Below are 18145 nucleotides of genomic sequence, written 5' to 3' on the forward strand. Positions count from 1 at the left end.
AATAAAACACTAACATAGTATGGCGAAAATTTACTCAAAAAAAGCATTAGCTTCTAAAGATTTAAAACCTAAAAAAGAAGTAGTTTCTTTTTTATTAAGTTATTCACAAGCTTTAAAAGTTGTGAAAATCGAAGATAAAAGTTTTGAAATCATAGCTAATTAAACAGCCCGCTGCTTTGGTCGGATGTTTATTTCGAAAGAAAAACCAAATGGTCGTTTTGGTTAAAAGCTCACTATTTGTATGCAGATACAGATAGTGAGTTTTTTTATGCAATAAACTTGGTGAAATTTAAATAATGTAAGGTTTTTGGTGGTTTTTTATTGTTATTTGTTAAAGTTTTTAATTTTTACTCTTATTTGTTAGTTTTTTCGATTATTAATTTTATTTTAGTTAAAAAGTAATTTTTATTTCAGTAAAAATGAGTAATGTTTACTTTTAATATAAACCAACTAACCAACCAGTAATAAATGTTTAATTTAATACCAGTAATTGTATGGCGAAAAACTACTCAGCTTCATTTTAGTTTTGTTTAGACCTTAATACTTATTAAGAGCAGGATTTTATAAAACGTAAAATCTTTTAAAACCCCAGTCTATTTAATAACAAAACTTTACAAGAAATGAAAAATAACCTTATTGTGTTATCAATATTTCTATTGGTAACAGTAGGAGCATTTGCTCAAAAAGACCAGATAAAAGAAGCCCAGTCTTTATATGATAAAGGAAAAAACGAAGAGGCATTAGCAGTTTTAAAAAAAACAGAATATTTGATCATAAATGCATCAGATTCAGATAAGTCGGATTTCTTTTATTTAAAAGGAAACATCTGCAAAGATTTAGCAGCAAAAAATATAGATGCAATAAATAATTTTGCTCAGGCTTCCAGCGCTTATCAGGATGTTCTTCTGTATGAAAATGATTCCCGTAATTACAAATATGCTTTCAAAGCCAATTTAGCTTTAAAAGGTATGAAATCTACATTAGTAGACGGAGCATTTAGTGATTACAAAGCAGGAAAGTTTAAAGAAAGCGCAGCTAAAAGTTATGAAGTTTATCTCATAGATAAAAAAGATACTTTGAACCTTTTCAATGCGGCAGGATCTTCATTAAACGGAAAAGATTATGTTTCTGCAATTAAGTATTATGAAGAGCTTAGAAAGATAAATTATACCGGTAAAGGGATGGTTTATTATGCTATGAATAAAAAAACAAAAACAGAAGAAGCTTTTATTTCAAGAAGTGCGCGAGAATCAAATATTCAGGCCGGACTTTATGAAAAACCCAGAGATTTTCTGCCTCCGTCTAAAAAAGAAGATATTCTTATATCATTAGGATATTGCTACTTAGAAAGAAATGATTATGTCAATGCAGCAAAATATTACGAAAGCGATCTTCAGTTAAATCCAAATTGCCTGGATTGCTGTATTAACCTTGCTTATGTAAAAATGCAGTTAAAAAAAGAAATACTGGATCAGATGAATCAATTGGGTAATAGTCCAAAAGAAATGAAAGAGTATGACAAACTAAGTGCACAAAAAGATGAAATTGTAAAAAGTGCCATTCCTTATCTTAAAAAAGCATTGACAATTGAACCTAAAAATGAAGAAGCTACAAAAACACTTTTAGGCGTATATCGATCACTTGATATGACAAATGAATACAATGCGTTAAAAAACGGGATGTAAAAAAAACAGAAGCTGCTAGACTTTCTTTTTAGCAGCTTCTTCTAATATTGATTTTTTGCCGACAGTTCTGGTAATAATATCTTTTTCAAGACTCCATCCACGGGCAGGAGAATATTCTCGGCCATACCAAATGATCTGTAAATGCAAATCGTTCCATAAATCTCTTGGGAATAATCGTTTAGCATCTTTTTCAGTCTGAGCTACACTTTTTCCGTTCGACAAATTCCATCTGTGCATCAATCTATGAATATGTGTATCTACAGGAAATGCCGGAACGCCAAAAGCCTGAGACATTACAACACTTGCTGTTTTGTGTCCTACAGCTGGTAATTCTTCAAGCGCTTCAAAACTCTGCGGTACTTCTCCATTATGTTTTTCAATTAATATTTCAGATAAACCATGAATTCCTTTTGATTTCATTGGCGATAAACCACACGGACGAATAATTTCCTTAATTTCTTCAATCGACATCTTCACCATGTCATACGGGTTATCTGCTTTTGCAAACAAAAGAGGTGTAATCTGGTTCACACGTACATCTGTGCATTGAGCAGAAAGCAATACGGCAATTAATAAAGTATATGGATCTTTATGGTCAAGCGGAACAGGTATAGTAGGGTAGAGTTCTTTTAAGGTATTTATAACAAATTGTACGCGGGCTTCTTTATTCATTTCCGTAATTTTAAAGTCGTAAAAGTAATATAAATTTTACTTGAGCAGTTTAGTAATAATATAAAATATGGGTAATTTACAATGGGTAGATTCATCAGGAGGTCCTCTTGTTCTTATTTCTGATAAATCAGCAGAATTTTGGAGTGGAATATTAAAACGAAGCGCATATTTAGCAAAAATTAAAGAAGATGTAGAAGATTTTTTAGATCCAAATGAAACTGATTACGGAAAGGCTTGTATGATTAATAATTATTTAGGACTTGTTAAAGTTCAAAATGAAGATGTATTAGTAATTGCAGATGAACCTTTATCAACATCATTCTTTTTTGTGTCTGAAAAACCTGTTTTAGCAAGATGGATTTATGGAGAAGATAAAGCTTCGGTTAATTATTTTTTATTGAATATTGAATTGGATTTGATTGAAAATTGGCATTTTGAATTTATAATTGATTTTTTTTCGGATAAACAATTTTTGTTTGATTCAGTTAATTCGTTCGATAAGAAAATAAAACAATATTTGGAAATAAATATTAAAAAGGGATGTTATAAAATATTTACGTCTTTGTTTGAACCTGATGACAAAACAAAACTAGTATTACATAAATTTGAAATCGAAAGTTAATAAAACCTAAAATCAACAATCTAAAACCTAAAATAAAAATATGACAACATTAAAAGCCGGAGATAAAGCACCAAACTTTTCAGGAACAGATCAAGACGGAAAAACACATAAACTAGCAGATTATGCTGGAAAAAAACTTGTAGTATTTTTTTATCCAAAAGCAAGCACACCCGGATGTACAGCCGAAGCCTGCGATTTGAGAGATAACTTTGAGCGCTTTAAAGCAAATAATTACGAACTTTTGGGAGTAAGTGCAGACAGCCAGAAAGCACAGTCAAAATTTAAAGACAAATATGAATTTCCTTTTCCATTAATTGCAGATGAAGATAAAGCTGTTATTAATGCTTTTGGAGTTTGGGGACCAAAGAAGTTTATGGGAAAAGAATACGACGGAATTCACAGAACTACTTTTGTAATCGATGAAAAAGGAATCATCGAAGAAGTAATTGAAAAAGTAAAAACAAAAGAACACGCTTCGCAGATTTTGAAATAGAGTTTTTTTGTTTCAAGTTTCATGTTTCAAGTTGTTTTACTTAACGCTTAGTTTTACCGCAAAGCACGCTAAGTTTTTTTGCTTGAGCTTGAGCTGAAACCCGCAAAGTTCGCAAAGCTAAATCTGTATAAAGCTTTGCGAACTTTGCGCATTTATTAAGTTTGGCCCATAAAAAAACTTAGCGTGCTTTGCGGTAAAAAAATACCCGCTCCAACAATAACTTGAAACTTGAAACAAAAAAAAAGTCCCAATAAAGGGACTTTTTTTATTACGTATTTTGTTCTAATTCTTTCTGAGGATGATATCCAAAAAGATGATGTTCTTTTATAATCTCTGAAATACCGGTTGGAAGCATAGGTTCCCAGCCTTTTTTACCCTGATTGATCATTTTTAGAACTTCACGAGAGAATACTGATAAATTATCCGGATCGTAATCTTCAATATCAACAACTTTTCCGTTAAACTTAAAGAACTTGTAAAGTTCTTTCATTCTTGGATGTACTTTTAAGTTGTTTGAATTCATCAATACACCATCTTCATCTAACATTGGATATAAGAATACTTTCATATCACGATAGAATAATTTTCCAAACGCTTCAAGAATTCCTCCGCTCAAATGACGATAGTATTTCTCGTCAAAAATATCAACAAGGTTGTTTACACCCATTGCCAGACCCATACGGGCTTTAGTATAATTAGCGAAATATTCTACTACTTTATAATACTCCTGGAAATTCGAGATCATAACTGTTTGTCCTAATGAACAAAGCAGTTCGGCTCTATCCATAAAATCACGTTCGTCAATCTCACCATCAGAACGTAAATTTGAAAGCGTGATTTCAAAAACAACAAGAGTGTTATTTTTTTCTACTTTATTTTCTTTAAGGAACATCTCTAATGATTTCTCATACATGTCCATGTTTACTTTCGTAACCGGGCGGAAACTTCCTCTTAAAGCTAAAAGGTTCTTTTTGTAAAGAATAGCAGCAGGCAGAATATTTTTTCCCTCAGGGTTAAACATCACCGCGTCAGTCATTCCGTTTTTAACCAGTTGTAAACTCATCAAACGATTATCAACATCAGCAAAACGAGGTCCGGAGAAGTTAATAGTGTCAATTTCTAACTGATCTTTGTCTAAGTGATCGTATAAGTAACGAAGTAATCGTTTTGGATCGTTGTATTTGTAAAAAGCACCGTAAATTAAGTTTACACCTAAAATTCCAAGTGTTTCTTGTTGTAGTCTTGCATCAGTCTCTTTAAAACGAATATGAAGAATAATTTCGTTGTAAGCTTCGTCTGGTTCAATTTGGTATCGAATTCCAACCCATCCGTGACCTTTAAATTGTTTAGCAAAATCTATTGTAGCAACCGTATTGGCGTAACTGAAAAAAAGTTTGGTTGGATGTTTTTCGCGGCTTAAACGCTCTTCAATGATCTGTCCTTCATGGGTAAGCATTTTTTTTAAACGCTCTTCAGTAACATATCTTCCGTCGTTTTCAGCACCATAAACGGCGTCGCTAAAATCTTTGTCATAGGCAGACATCGCTTTTGCAATAGTTCCTGATGAACCTCCGGATCTGAAAAAATGTCTAACTGTCTCTTGTCCAGCTCCAATTTCAGCAAATGTTCCGTAAATATTCTCGTTTAAATTAATGCGTAATGCTTTGTCTTTTATAGAAGGAATCTGTTCGATGACTTTGTCACCTTTGAGTTTTATTTCTGTACCCATTTTATTTTAAATAGATTTGTTACAAAGTTAGTAAATTAGGCTTTTAATGAAAGGAAATAATCCTATTTTTGTAAAAAAAATAAGTTCAATTGAAGGTCTATTTTTTAGGTACTGGTACTTCTCAAGGCATTCCTATCATCGGAATCGATCATCCTGTTTGTAAAAGCACTGATGCTAAGGACAAAAGACTCCGTGTATCCATCTGGATTACATGGGAGGAGCATTCGTATGTAATCGATTGCGGTCCCGATTTCAGGCAGCAAATGCTTTCATGCGGATGCCGTAAACTCGATGCTATTTTGTTTACTCACGAACATTCTGATCATACGGCTGGTTTAGATGATATACGTCCGTTTAATTTCCGTCAGGGAGAAATTCCAATTTACGGACATAAACGCGTTCTCGATAATTTAAGACGTCGTTTTGATTATGTTTTTGAAACCGTAAATAAATATCCCGGAGCACCGAGCGTAAAAACTATTGAAGTAAAAAACAATGAACCTTTTGCCGTTGGAGATAAAACAGCGATCCCAATAAACGCGATGCATGGTGATTTACAGGTTTTTGGATACCGCATTCAGGATTTTGCGTATTTAACTGATGTAAAAACGATTGAACAAGCTGAAATAGATAAACTAAAAGGTTTAAAAGTTTTAGTGGTAAATGCCTTGCGTGTAGAACCTCATGACACTCACTTTAACCTTCAGGAAGCACTGGATTTTATTAATTTGGTAAAACCAGAAAAAGCGTATTTAACACATATCAGCCACGTATTAGGTTTTCATGAAGAAGTGCAGAAACAACTTCCGGAAAATGTTTTTCTGGCTTACGATAATTTAGAAATTACAATTTAATTATACCACAAAAATGAAAAAATCCTTAATGCTTTACCTTTTTATCCTTGCGATATTAATGAATGTTTTTACATACATGTTTTATAGCCGCGAAGTTAAATTTGGTGAAGAAAGATATGAGAAAACAACTAAAAAGCTAAGAGACAGCATAAATTTGGTTTCAGCTAAATTAGCCGAAGCAGATTATTTTTCTTTGGAACATAACGAAAATGCACAAAACTATTTTGATAACAGTGCATCTGGAGGAAAAGTAATTTTATTTGAAAAACTGATTCCGGTTGTAACAGAGAAATTATTAGATTTTAATGCAAATCCAAAAGGGAATCCATATACAGGACAAGACCAAATTGGACCAAATAAATTTATCATTAACAAAGTGAAACTTTTAAACCACCGTTGGATCATTGCAGATTACAGTAACGGAGAATTATGGGGAGAAGTCTTGTTAAAATATTTTGTTGATAATGATGATAACATTACCTTTGAAGTAAATCAAACTTGGTTATATCAAAAATAGGATTTTTTAATCCTATTTTTTTTTGACCCAATAAAATAGATAGGATTATGAAAAAGATGTTTTTGTTAACGATTATTGCAATTGCGGGATTTTCTTGTGCTAAAAAAGTTTCTCAGGAAAATACTGTTGTAAAAGAACCGCAGGAAAAGAAATTAGTTGGAGGAGATTCTGATGAACACGGATGTAAAGGTTCAGCCGGCTATACCTGGTCAACGCTTAAAAAAGAATGTGTTAGAGTTTTTGAAGGAACAAAACTGTCGCATTACGATGATGGTAAAACCTATACTACAGTTTCTTACGTAATCTTCGAAGGAAATAAAGCCGAACTTTTCTTAGATACTCAAAAAGAATCAATCATTTTAGAAAGAAAATCAGAAGGAGATTCGTGGATTAATGGCGATTGGCAGTTAATTCCGTGGAAAGGATATGTTTTGAAGAAATCAGGGAAAATTCTTTATACTGGGAAATAAAGTTTACAGTCGCAGTTTTTAGTCTCAGTTGTTGGGCTGAAAACTGCGACTTTTTTTGCTATAATTTATTTATTATTCGATCAAAAAAGTCATCTCTTTCAGAAACGATTCCTAAGTGTTTATGATAACGCAATCCAGAAGTTTCAGCCTGTGCATTTTCATTTGCTAACAGAGCATATCCTTTTGCAGTTTGAATGTTGGAATTATAATAATTTAGAATTGCCAGCATCGAAAAAACTTTATACTTATCAATAGGAAATAATAAACCAGATATTTTCTCTTCTAATATCTTTTCTACATTTAAATATTCATTAGTTAATTTATTTTTGATAATTAACTCAGAATAAATTATATCGGAATTTGTTTTTACGTTTGGGTAAACCTTTTCAAAATCAATTGCTTTTCTATAATATTCGATTGCTTTTTCTAAATTTTTTTCAAGTAAAAAAATATCTCCAAAAGTTTTATAAACAGAACTTTTCTCCAAATTATTGTCAGGATAGTCATCAAGAACTTTTTGAAGTAATTCTTTTGCAATTTTTAAAAGTTTATTGTCTTTAGTGTACAATAATTCAATAGCCTGAATTTTTAGATATTGCGCACGTCCATCTTTTCTTGCACGTGCAAGTTTAGTAAAGAAATGTTCTTCATCATCTTTCGCCCATGTTTTTTTTTCTAAACCAATCTGACATATTTACTTTTTTTAATTTGACTAAAGTCTTTTATTTATTATCAAAAAAGGCAGTCAATGATTTTGAAGTTTCCTCAGGTTGTTTCAATTGTATAAATTCTCCATTTTCATCTATTGTAAAAATTCCTTTAAACACTTCCGGCATTACTTCATATTGTTCATTTACCTGATCTAGAGTTACTTTGAAACAATTGTATTTATATTTATCAGCGAGGTATGGTAAAGCATTTTTTCCTCTTAATAGCTCATATTCCTGATAATTATAAGGCGTAGTTACCTGTATTTTTTTTAATATTTCATTAAATTTTATCAGAAGCTTTTCTATCTCTTTTTCAGATATAAATTTTGCAAGCCCGCGAAGAGCGTATATCTTCATGTCCAGATATTTTTCTTTTTTATAAGCATTATTAAAGAAATCTTTTAATTCTGGAAAATCGCAGTCATATAATAATTTTAATATTTTATTTCTTATATCAAGATGTTTTGTAGTAGAATAAATTCTTATTAGATGACTAATATTGTTTTTATCAATCAAATTCTTATCTAAAAAAAATAAAGCTTTTCTAAAATCAGGTTTATTTTCTTTGATTTTTTCATCAGTTAATATTTCAGGAAATTTGCTCATAGCCATTTAAATTTATTGTAAACTCAATACAAATGAGTCAACTTTTTGGCTTCAAAGTTAAAACTTAAAAATGAAAAATTAAATTAAAATGAAAGATATTTCCTTCAATGAACTATAGTGTTAACCAATTTTTAAAATCAAAGAAATTCTGCGGTGCAACGCCGTGACCAACAGGATATTCTTTATACATAACCGGAATATTTAATTTTTCTAGAATTGCCGGGGTTTTTCTAGCCCATTCAATTGGAATAACCTGATCTACAGTTCCGTGTGAAGCGAAAAATTTTAGGTTTTTGAAATCATTATTTTCAAAACCTTCTTTTATAATTTCATCATTAAAATAACCGCTCATTGCTACAACTCTCTGAATTTTTTCAGGATAAGAAAGTGCTGCCGCATAGCTTAAAATTGATCCCTGGCTGAAACCAATCAAAGTCACATTATTGGCATCAATAGGGTAATTTGCCACTAATTCATCAATAAAACCTGCAATTACATCTCTTGAAGTTCTGGCTTGTTCATTGTCTGAAAATTTATTCTGATCTGCATCAAAATTAATCGCGTACCAGGCATAAGCTCCATATTGTAAATCATAAGGTGCTCTTGCCGAAATTATATAGTAATTATCAGGAAGTTCAGATGCAAATGAGAATAAATCAGCCTCATTGCTTCCGTATCCGTGTAATAAAAGCAACAACGGATTTTTATCTAAAATTACTTTTGGTTCTCTTATTTTGTATTCTAAAGATAGACTCATATTTTTAATTGTGAATTGTAAATTGTGAATTGTTGATTTTCAGTCGCAGTCTCAATTTTTAGTTGTTAACTTTAACAAACTTTGTTGATGATGTTATTAGGTAAATCCGTTGAAATCCGTGTTTTTGCTTGCAAATCCGTGTTATCTGTGTTCTAAATTTATACGCTGATAAAACAGATTCGCTAAAAGCGAAAACGCTGATTTGAACAGATTTCTTTTTGGGAAGTTCAAAATTCCGAATATTTACCCAATAGATTTAAACCATTTTTGAAATACATTTCCAACTAAAGGAATTGGTCTCATCTGGCCTTGAATAGCGCTGAAAATCCCATATGTCCAAAGAATCGAAATACAGATCCACATTGGGAAAGTGATATAAAAGCTGTCAAAATTGCTGATGATCGCTCCAAAAGAAATAAAAGTTAGTGATAAACCTAAAGCCTGGCGAATGTGAAAAGACGCAAAACTGTTTTTATTTTCAGAATTCATAGACATTGCAATCAAAACACCAATAATTAAAATATAACTGGTAATTGCGATTGATTTTCCCTCTTCGATTGTATTGTTCATTGTATTATTTTGTAACAAGTTGATTTTGATTTAAAATTCCGTACACAGAACCTTTAAGTTCAGTTCCTAAAAAAGCAGAATTTTTAGATTTTGAAAGAATGTTTTCTTTCGTAAAAGTTGACTTACCTTCGGTTGTAAATAAAGTGATATTTGCTTTTGCTCCTTCCTGAATAGTATGATTTTCAAGACCAAAAACCGTTCTTGCTGCAGTTAGTTTTGCAACTATAGTTTCAACTGGTAAAACGGTTAATAATGCTCCAAAAGCACTTTCTAAGCCAATTGTTCCGTTTTTGGCCGTATCAAATTCCATTTTTTTGAATTCAATATCAATTGGGTTGTGGTCAGAAGTAATCATGTCAATAGTTCCATCGGCGATTCCGTTTAGTAAAGCCTGTCTGTCAACCTCAGTTCTTAATGGCGGCGTAACTTTAAAACGAGTATCAAAACCGTCTAGTTTCTCATCGGTTAAAACCAAATGGTGTACAGATGCGCTTGCTGTTACATTTAAGCCTTTAGCTTTAGCTTCTCTAATTAATTCTACTGATTTTGCTGTTGAAATAGTTGGAATGTGAAGTTTTCCGCCTGTATATTCCAATAAAAATAAGTTTCTTGAAATTTGCAGTTCTTCGGCTAGATTTGGAATTCCTTTTAAACCTAATCTTGTAGAAACGATTCCTTCGTTTGCAACGCCGTTTCCTTTAATATTCGGGTCTTGCGAATATGCAATTACCAATCCGTCAAAATCTTGTACATACTGCAAAGCGATCTTTAGGATATTAGCGTTGTCGATACTTTTGTTATAATCTCCAAAAGCGATTGCGCCGGCGTTTTTCATATCAAAAAGTTCTGCCATATCTTTTCCTTCACTTGCTTTGGTTAAAGCTCCAATTGGGAAAATTTCTGTCGCAAAACCATTTGCTTTGTTTTTTACAAAACTTACCTGCGACTGGTTGTCGATAACAGGTAAGGAGTTTGGCTGTAAACCAATTGCTGTAAAACCGCTTTTTGCAGCAACGTTAAGTCCGTTTGCAATGGTTTCTCTGTCTTCGTAACCAGGTTCTCCAAGAGAAACACTGCTGTCAAACCATCCCTGAGAAACATACAGATCATCAAATCGAACTATTTCGGCACCATCATCGGGAAGAGAAACTCCTATTTTTTCTATTAAACCATCTGCAATTAAAAGATCAACGGTCTGGTTGTGAAACGGACTTTTTGAGTCGATAATTTTGGCGCTTTTGATGATTATTTTCATATGTAGATATTTTTTTGTCGTAAAATGATTTCTGTAAAAAGTAAAATTATTTTTAAAACATTAGTGCTTAATTTTTTTGAACCATGAAGAATTAAGTTAATAAAGAGAAAGCTTAATATTCTTAATGTTCTTTAATGGTGAAAAAATTATTTTACAAATTTTATAATTGCCATTTCTAATGCTAAAAATAACAGTGCAAAGATAACAAACCATTTCCAAATTTGACTGTCGGTACGCTCAGTTTGTAAGGTGTTAAAAATGGTCGAAATCGTATCCGCAGTTTTAAAATCAGAAACTACATTTGTGTTTACCTTACTCAAATCACTTTCGGTTCTTTTATAATTAAAACTCAAATTTTCAACCCATTCTTTTTTATCAAAAATGCTGTAATTTCCAGCTGTTTCAGGAAAATCATTAAATGTTAATTTGACTTTATTATTCAAAATCTGCTGAATCGGAATAAACGAATCTTCAGTTCCTTTTACTTCCAAAATAGCATCTTTTGTCAATAAAACATCAACGAAATAAGGCTGGTTGCTGCCAATTGTTAAGGCATTTATACCAGTTTTTTGATTGTGCTGCGCTATTTTGTAAAACAACGGTACAATTAGAGGTGATTGCTGAAAATTTGAATTAGAGGCATTTATAGGAGCCGAAAAAACTGTAATTCCAGCTGTAGGATTTTGAACTGCCGTTACAAATGCACTTTGATCTTCATAAGATAAAACAGCCGGATATGGGCTTGAAATATCAAATGAACTATTTGTTTTTGGATATTGAAAATTTGTGATTTTATTTTCGAAAACACCAGAAAATAACGGATGATCAAAATTAATTTTGGTAATGAGTTTACTTTCTGTTTTTAGATTGTTAAACTGAACTTTTCCAAAATTTCCTAAAAACGAATTTAGATTTGAAACTGAAGTTTTTTCAGAAGGAATTACAACTAAATTACCGCCTTTTGAAACAAATGCTTTTAAAGTGGTCTGCAAAGCCTGCGGAATTTCAGCTAATTCGTTTAAGATTATCGTATTTTGTTTCTCTAAACTATTGTAATCCAGAGAACTGATAGAGTAATTGTTGTAATTGAATTCGGCAGAAGTATAAATTCTTGATAAGAAATTACTTTTTTCGGGTTCGCCAATGCTGATTACGTTTGTTTTTTTGTTTTTAGAAATGCTGAAAAACAATTTATTATCGTAAGTCAAACCATTGTCTTCTATTGAAACATAACCATGAAAAGCTTCTTTTGGAATCGTGAAGCTGATTTTCTTTTTCTTTGTATCAAAATTGATGATTGTTTTGGCAATCAGTTTGTTTTGATTGTATAATGCTGTAGAAATGGGTTTGAAATCTTCTCCGTAGCCTGATAAATCAACACCAATTTCGTAGAAATTCTCTAAAGTCTGATTAATGTAAACGCTGTCAATAGATACATTGTTTTTTTGCTCTGCTTCGGGAATTATAAAATAAGGTTTTTTTCCAGTATCAATATTTTTAATATCAGTTAAGCCAACTGCATCCGAAATAATTACAATATCTTTATTATATGCAGATTTGTGCGCTTTTACTTTTGCCATAATCGACGAAAGTTCAAATGGCGCGGCACTGTATTTTAAATTCTGTAAAGAACTTTTTACTGATTTAATATCTGTATTCCAGTAGTTTTCGGTATTTGTAAGTAATGAAAACTGAGCAGTTTCGGGCGTGTTTTCGAGTAATTCCTGAACGGCACGTTTTAATAATTCTCCTTTTTTGCCTTTTGCCTGCATACTAAACGAATTGTCTAAAATAATGTACATTTCGTTTGATGCATTTTTGCTGTCTTTCGCCTCAAAAAATGGCTGCGCAAAAGCGATTATGGCACAGGTAAGCAGTAAAATACGAGTGGCAAGCAATAAACGTTTTTTGATTTTAGAACTTTTACGGGTTTGTATTGCAAGTTCTTTTAAGAAAAGAACATTGGTAAAATAAGAAGTTTTAAAACGTCGTAATTGAAATAAATGAACCAAAATTGGAACAATCAATAAAAACAGAAAGTATAGAATTTCGGGGTGTTTAAAGTGCATTCTAGCTTCGATTTACTTCGCTACGTTTTATTTTTCGCGAAGATGCAGGTCAAAAATACAAATTAAAAATTATTTAAACCATATAAGTTTATATAAGAGAGCAAGGAAAGTTTAGAATGAAATTAAAATAGGTTTATATAACTTGTACGTTGAAAAAAAGTGCAGAAATGTAACTTTTGTAATTTCTTTGTAACAAAGAAACTATTTCTAAAAGATTTTAATGTGTATTTTAGCTATTCAAAAAAACAAACTATGAAAAAAATATATCTTGTATTATTTTCTGCTTTAGCTTTCACAACGGCAAAAGCGCAGAATAAATTTAACCTATTGGTTGGAACCTATACCAACACATGCCAGAGTAACGGAATTTACGTTTACGAATTTGATGCTTCATCTGGTGATTTTAAATTGAAGAAATCTTCAGAGAATGTGGTAAGTCCAAGTTATTTATCAGTATCAGCAGATAATAAATTTATTTATGCTGTAAACGAAAACGGAAGCCATAGTACTGTAAGTGCCTTTAGTTATGATTCTGCTTCGGGAAAAATTAGTTTATTAAATAAAAATGATGCTTTAGGAGCAGATCCGTGTCATTTAATTAATGACGATAAAAATGTAATTGCAGCCAATTATTCGGGCGGAAGTATTGTTGTTTATAAAAAGAATGCAGACGGAAGTATTTCAGAGGTACAGCAGCTGATTCAGCATGAAGGAAAAGGTCCAAATGCTGCGCGTCAGGAAAAAGCACACGTACACATGGTTACTTTTTCTCCGGATAAAAAGTTTGTTTTGGTAAATGATTTAGGATTGGATAAAATTTTTATTTATAAATATAATCCAGCTTCTAAAAATGAAATTCTGACTTTAAAAAGCAGTGTTGATGTAAAACCTGGAAGCGGTCCAAGACATTTGACTTTTAGTAAAGACGGGAAATTTGTTTATCTGGTTCAGGAATTAGATGGAACACTTACTTCTTTTAGTTATGATAAAACCGGAAGTTTAAAACAAATTGCAGAAACAAGTATTCTTCCAAAAGATTTTAAAGGAGGAACGGGAGCAGCAGCGATAAAAATTTCTCCTGACGGAAACTTTTTATATGTTTCTGATCGTGTAGATGCAAATTCGATTACAGTTTATAAAATTCTTAAAAACGGAAGTATTGAACAGGTAGAACAGCAGAGTACTTTAGGAAAAGGCCCAAGAGATTTTGCTATTGATCCAACTGGAAATTATCTTTTAGTGGGACATCAATACACAAATGATATTGTAATTTTTAAAAGAGATATTGCAACAGGAAAACTTACAGACACAGGAAAAAGAATTCAATTGTGTTCGCCTGTTGGATTGGTTTTTACGAAAATATAGTTTTTTTAAAGGTTCAAAGTAACAAAGGCTCAAAGGTACAGAGGTTTATAACTGTACTTTTGAGCCTTTTTTATTACTTTGTCACTTTGTTCCTTTGTCACTTTGTAACTAAAAAAAGTTACTTATTATTTTTTTTCTTCTTCTCATTTCTCGTTTTCAGCATATTTCTATTAACTGATCCGTGTGTTTTCTTTTTGGTTTTTGAAGGACCGCCCAGATTAATTTTTTGATTCTTCTTAGATTTTTCGTGAAAAGCACCGTCACCTTCAAGTTTTGGTTTTTTCAATAAAAACTTTCTTGGCAGTTTATCTTTTTCAGCTTCAATCAATTTTTCAGAAATTTCTACTTCTTCAGGAAAATCAGAAATTTTAAGTTCCTGATCCATTAAAAGTTCAGTTTCAATTTTGAATTCTTCTTCTCTTGGTGTAACAAAACTAATAGCTGTTCCAGTTGCATCTGCACGACCTGTACGACCAATTCTGTGCATATACAATTCTGGTTCTTCCGGAAGTTCGAAGTTAATTACGTGAGTGATATTCGAAATATCCAAACCTCTCGCCATAACGTCGGTTGTAATTAAACCGCGAAGGTTTCCTTCCTGAAATTCAGCCATTGTGCTCAAACGGTAATTTTGAGATTTATTAGAGTGGATAACACCAAACTGACCTTCAAAAAGCTCATCAATACGATTGAAAAGCATATCCGAAATCTTTTTGTTGTTTACGAAAACCAAAATACGATTCATGCTTTCGTCGGTTTCTAATAAATGTTTCAGCAAATTTACTTTTGTATTGAAGTTTGGAACATTATAAGTAAACTGTGTAATTTTTTCAAGCGGTGTTCCAGATGGTGCTAATGTTACTTCTTCCGGGAAATCAAAATAATCATTTAAGATATCATCAACTTCATCTGTCATCGTTGCCGAGAACAGAATGTTTTGACGTTTGGTTTTCATCATCGCAAAAAGTGAAGTCAGCTGTGGTCTGAAACCTAAATTCAACATTTCGTCAAACTCGTCTATAACTAATTTTTGAGTTTCGTCAAAACGAACGACAGCATCAAGCGCTAAATCCATTGTACGTCCTGGTGTTCCAACCAAAATGTCGACACCTTCGTAAACGGCTTTTTTTTGTGTATTGATGTTTACGCCGCCATAAATACCTAAAGTTTTAACTGACATGTATTTGGTCAGCTTTTCTACTTCTTCAACCACCTGAACTACTAATTCGCGGGTTGGTACAAGCACTACGATTTTTGGCGTATTGGTATGGGTAAACTTATATAGTTTTAAAAGAGGCAGTAAATAAGCAAAAGTTTTACCGGTTCCGGTTTGTGCAATTCCCATCATATCGCGTCCAGACATGATTACAGAAAAAGATTTTTCCTGAATAGGAGTAGGCGTAACAAACCCTAATTCGTCAACTGCTTTTTGTAATGATTTTGGGAGATTGAATTTTTCGAAAGTGCTCATTTGCATTAAATTTTGTGCAAATGTACATTAAAATGACGGTTAGATCACTAAAATTTTCGAATCATCTAATAATTTGTAATGATAATTATTTGATTTTCAATTTTAAAACCCTTCAAAAACACCTAAACCAAACAAAGCAAAATCATACTTTACAGGATCTGCAGCGTCCATTTTGCGGAGTTTTTTGTCTAATTCTGCCAAAGCTTTTGCGTCGTTTTGTTTTCGTTCTAAAATGCCCAATTTTCTTGCTACATTTCCGGAATGTACATCAAGCGGACATGATAAAACTGCTGGTGAAATGCTTTTCCAGATTCCTAAATCGACTCCTTTTGTGTCCTGGCGAACCATCCAGCGCAGGTACATATTAATGCGTTTTGCTGCCGAATTATTTAGGGGATCTGAAATGTGTTTTTGAGTTCGGGCTAAATGATCTGTTTCAAAAAATATTTTTTTGAATTCGCTGATACTTTTCTGCAGACTGTCTTTTTCCTGATTTTTAGCAAAAACAGCTTCAAGTCCGTTATGGTTTTGGTAAATATGCTTTAAGCCTTTTATAAATCCTCCAAAATCTTTTCCGTTGAAAGTACGGTGAACAAACGTTTCTAAATCGGCTAAATTATCTTCAGAATGTGACATAACGAAATCGTAAGGCGTATTGCCCATTAATTCCATCATTTTATGTGAATTCTTGATGATCATTTTACGGTTTCCCCAAGCGATTGAAGCACTAAGAAAACCTGCAATTTCAATGTCTTCTTTTTGAGAAAATAAATGTGGAATCTGAACAGGATCACTTTCTATAAAATCCTGATTGTTATATTGTATGACTTTCTCGTCGAGAAATTCTTTGAGTTCTTTTTGATTCATTTTGATGGGAATGCTTAATTGCTAATCTGGCCGTCGACCATGATTAATTTTCTATCAGCCATATTGGCTAATTCCTCATTGTGGGTTACGATTACAAAAGTCTGTCCGAATTCGTCACGAAGCTGAAAAAACAACTGATGTAAATTTTCTGCAGAATGGGTATCCAGATTTCCAGACGGCTCATCGGCAAAAATAACATCGGGTTTGTTAATTAAGGCTCTTGCAACAGCAACACGCTGCTGTTCTCCACCCGAAAGTTCGTTGGGTTTATGGTTAATTCGGTGTGACAACCCTAAATATTCTAAGATTTTTTTTGCTTCTTTTTCGGTTTCAGCTTTTGGTTTATTGGCCATAAAAGCGGGAATACAAACGTTTTCTAAGGCAGTAAATTCAGGCAGTAACTGGTGAAACTGAAAAATGAATCCGAGATTTAAATTTCTAAAATCAGATAGTATTTTGTCTTGCTTGCTTTTCTTTTTAAAATATCTGTTATAGTAAACAAGCATTGAAATTATAGGTAAAAATAAAGCTGTAACTACTACTATGCGTAACGTATCGTCGAAAATTTTAGTTTTAAAAAACAATAAATAAACAGCCAGGATAATGATATAAAGAGAACCTGCCCAGGTTATGATTTTAAAAGTTTTTTCTTGTTTTGAATTATCGTTTTCAATATCCTGCAGTTTTAAAATGTTTTCTCCATTTATAGTTAAAGATGAATCTGGGTTTCTTTCAGGTTTATCCAGTGTTCCTAAAATTTGCAGTAAAGTTGTTTTTCCGGCTCCGGAAGCGCCGACAATCGAAACAATTTCGCCTTTTTTAATATGTAAATCAACTCCTTTTAAAACCTCAAGTTTGTCGTAGAATTTATGTATGTTTTTTGCGTGTATCATTTAGTGAAACTGTTTTTACAAAGAAACGAAGATTATAATTATAATCAAATTGCAATATTTTAAATTCCAAAACTTTGGCTTTGTTTCAATTTAAATTTAAAATCAGAAATCTGTATTTTAAAAAAGGGTACATTTATTGTATGGGAATTTAGAAATTAAATTTAATAATGAAATAAAACAGTTTTCGTGAATTATTTTTAATTTCGAATAAACTCAAATAAGACTTAAAATGCAGGACTTAAAGGTTGTAGAAGATAACAGAATGTCAAAATTAATAATTGGGTTAATTTTGGACGGAATTGGTATGATTTCTTTTTCGATTCCGCTTCTTGGTGAATTTTCAGATGTAATCTGGGCACCTATTGCAGGTATTATTATGGCCAAAATGTATAGAGGCAGAGTAGGGAAAGTAGCCGGAGTTTTGACTTTTCTTGAGGAGATACTTCCGTTTACGGATATAATTCCTTCTTTTACCCTGACATGGATTTATACTTATTTTTTTCAAAGAGAAAACAATGACTCATTTTAGAGTTTGAATAT

Annotated in this window: 19 protein-coding genes and 2 pseudogenes; 9 read left to right on the plus strand and 12 right to left on the minus strand. The window is 32.1% G+C overall.

Annotation, left to right across the window (positions count from 1 at the left end):
* The first annotated feature begins 19 nt into the window (after nt 1–19).
* A complete protein-coding gene (locus tag FJOH_RS26975; protein ID WP_165608771.1) occupies nt 20–163 on the plus strand; it encodes a hypothetical protein in 144 nt (47 codons plus the stop codon).
* Between the two features lie 457 nt (nt 164–620).
* On the plus strand, nt 621–1685 hold the full coding sequence (locus FJOH_RS12660; RefSeq protein WP_012024503.1) for a tetratricopeptide repeat protein: 1065 nt from the start codon (nt 621–623) through the stop codon (nt 1683–1685).
* Between the two features lie 15 nt (nt 1686–1700).
* Here FJOH_RS12660 and FJOH_RS12665 read toward each other — a convergent pair whose 3' ends face one another.
* Nucleotides 1701–2357 carry an endonuclease III domain-containing protein gene (locus FJOH_RS12665; protein WP_012024504.1) on the minus strand — a complete coding sequence of 219 codons (657 nt, stop codon included), beginning with the start codon at nt 2355–2357 and terminating at the stop codon, nt 1701–1703.
* A gap of 67 nt (nt 2358–2424) precedes the next feature.
* Between FJOH_RS12665 and FJOH_RS12670 the strand changes: the two genes are divergently transcribed.
* Entirely contained in the window at nt 2425–2979 is a 555-nt protein-coding gene (locus FJOH_RS12670; RefSeq protein WP_012024505.1) for an Imm21 family immunity protein, read from the plus strand.
* Between the two features lie 40 nt (nt 2980–3019).
* Nucleotides 3020–3472 (plus strand): thioredoxin-dependent thiol peroxidase, encoded by a 453-nt coding sequence (gene bcp / locus FJOH_RS12675; protein WP_012024506.1) that lies wholly within the window; start codon nt 3020–3022, stop codon nt 3470–3472.
* Nucleotides 3473–3740: 268 nt separating this feature from the next.
* On the opposite strand, the gene FJOH_RS12680 is transcribed toward bcp, so the two are convergent.
* On the minus strand, nt 3741–5201 hold the full coding sequence (locus FJOH_RS12680) for a TonB-dependent receptor (RefSeq protein ID WP_012024507.1): 1461 nt from the start codon (nt 5199–5201) through the stop codon (nt 3741–3743).
* Nucleotides 5202–5290: 89 nt separating this feature from the next.
* Between FJOH_RS12680 and FJOH_RS12685 the strand changes: the two genes are divergently transcribed.
* From FJOH_RS12685 to FJOH_RS12695, 3 genes are read left to right on the plus strand one after another with little or no spacing between them, the layout of a single operon-like run.
* On the plus strand, nt 5291–6055 hold the full coding sequence (locus FJOH_RS12685) for an MBL fold metallo-hydrolase (RefSeq protein ID WP_012024508.1): 765 nt from the start codon (nt 5291–5293) through the stop codon (nt 6053–6055).
* A gap of 13 nt (nt 6056–6068) precedes the next feature.
* Complete coding sequence (locus tag FJOH_RS12690; RefSeq protein ID WP_012024509.1) at nt 6069–6572, plus strand: hypothetical protein; 504 nt, start codon at nt 6069–6071, stop codon at nt 6570–6572.
* A 47-nt stretch (nt 6573–6619) separates the two neighbouring features.
* On the plus strand, nt 6620–7042 hold the full coding sequence (locus FJOH_RS12695; RefSeq protein ID WP_235023081.1) for a hypothetical protein: 423 nt from the start codon (nt 6620–6622) through the stop codon (nt 7040–7042).
* A 58-nt stretch (nt 7043–7100) separates the two neighbouring features.
* Here the strand turns inward: FJOH_RS12695 and FJOH_RS12700 are convergent, their stop codons facing one another.
* The 6 genes from FJOH_RS12700 to FJOH_RS12725 all read right to left on the minus strand — a co-directional run bounded on the left by FJOH_RS12700 (nt 7101) and on the right by FJOH_RS12725 (nt 13009).
* The gene (locus tag FJOH_RS12700; RefSeq protein WP_012024511.1) at nt 7101–7610 is read right to left on the minus strand and encodes a tetratricopeptide repeat protein; all 510 of its coding nucleotides are present in this window, start codon (nt 7608–7610) and stop codon (nt 7101–7103) included.
* 154 nt (nt 7611–7764) lie between these two features.
* Entirely contained in the window at nt 7765–8358 is a 594-nt protein-coding gene (locus tag FJOH_RS26540) for a hypothetical protein (RefSeq protein WP_044048303.1), read from the minus strand.
* Nucleotides 8359–8470: 112 nt separating this feature from the next.
* A complete protein-coding gene (locus FJOH_RS12710) occupies nt 8471–9115 on the minus strand; it encodes an alpha/beta hydrolase (protein WP_012024513.1) in 645 nt (214 codons plus the stop codon).
* Between the two features lie 243 nt (nt 9116–9358).
* On the minus strand, nt 9359–9685 hold the full coding sequence (locus FJOH_RS12715) for a membrane protein (protein WP_012024514.1): 327 nt from the start codon (nt 9683–9685) through the stop codon (nt 9359–9361).
* A 4-nt stretch (nt 9686–9689) separates the two neighbouring features.
* Nucleotides 9690–10940 (minus strand): dihydroorotase, encoded by a 1251-nt coding sequence (locus FJOH_RS12720; RefSeq protein ID WP_012024515.1) that lies wholly within the window; start codon nt 10938–10940, stop codon nt 9690–9692.
* Nucleotides 10941–11086: 146 nt separating this feature from the next.
* Nucleotides 11087–13009: a vWA domain-containing protein gene (locus FJOH_RS12725; RefSeq protein ID WP_012024516.1), complete on the minus strand. Its 1923-nt coding sequence runs from the start codon at nt 13007–13009 to the stop codon at nt 11087–11089.
* Nucleotides 13010–13261: 252 nt separating this feature from the next.
* Between FJOH_RS12725 and FJOH_RS12730 the strand changes: the two genes are divergently transcribed.
* On the plus strand, nt 13262–14374 hold the full coding sequence (locus tag FJOH_RS12730) for a lactonase family protein (protein ID WP_012024517.1): 1113 nt from the start codon (nt 13262–13264) through the stop codon (nt 14372–14374).
* A 118-nt stretch (nt 14375–14492) separates the two neighbouring features.
* Here FJOH_RS12730 and FJOH_RS12735 read toward each other — a convergent pair whose 3' ends face one another.
* From FJOH_RS12735 to FJOH_RS27220, 4 genes and pseudogenes are all read right to left on the minus strand, one after another.
* Nucleotides 14493–15845, minus strand: coding sequence for a DEAD/DEAH box helicase (locus FJOH_RS12735; RefSeq protein WP_012024518.1), 1353 nt, complete (start codon nt 15843–15845; stop codon nt 14493–14495).
* A 102-nt stretch (nt 15846–15947) separates the two neighbouring features.
* Entirely contained in the window at nt 15948–16712 is a 765-nt protein-coding gene (locus FJOH_RS12740) for a TIGR02757 family protein (protein WP_012024519.1), read from the minus strand.
* A gap of 14 nt (nt 16713–16726) precedes the next feature.
* Nucleotides 16727–17173: pseudogene (locus FJOH_RS27215) on the minus strand (ABC transporter ATP-binding protein); the annotation flags it as partial.
* Between the two features lie 219 nt (nt 17174–17392).
* Nucleotides 17393–17605: pseudogene (locus tag FJOH_RS27220) on the minus strand (ATP-binding cassette domain-containing protein); the annotation flags it as partial.
* Between the two features lie 229 nt (nt 17606–17834).
* Here FJOH_RS27220 and FJOH_RS12750 point away from each other — a divergent pair.
* Nucleotides 17835–18134, plus strand: coding sequence for a hypothetical protein (locus FJOH_RS12750; protein ID WP_012024521.1), 300 nt, complete (start codon nt 17835–17837; stop codon nt 18132–18134).
* The last annotated feature ends 11 nt before the right edge of the window (nt 18135–18145 follow it).

This window comes from Flavobacterium johnsoniae UW101 (genome assembly GCF_000016645.1).
Taxonomy (GTDB): Bacteria; Bacteroidota; Bacteroidia; order Flavobacteriales; family Flavobacteriaceae; genus Flavobacterium; species Flavobacterium johnsoniae.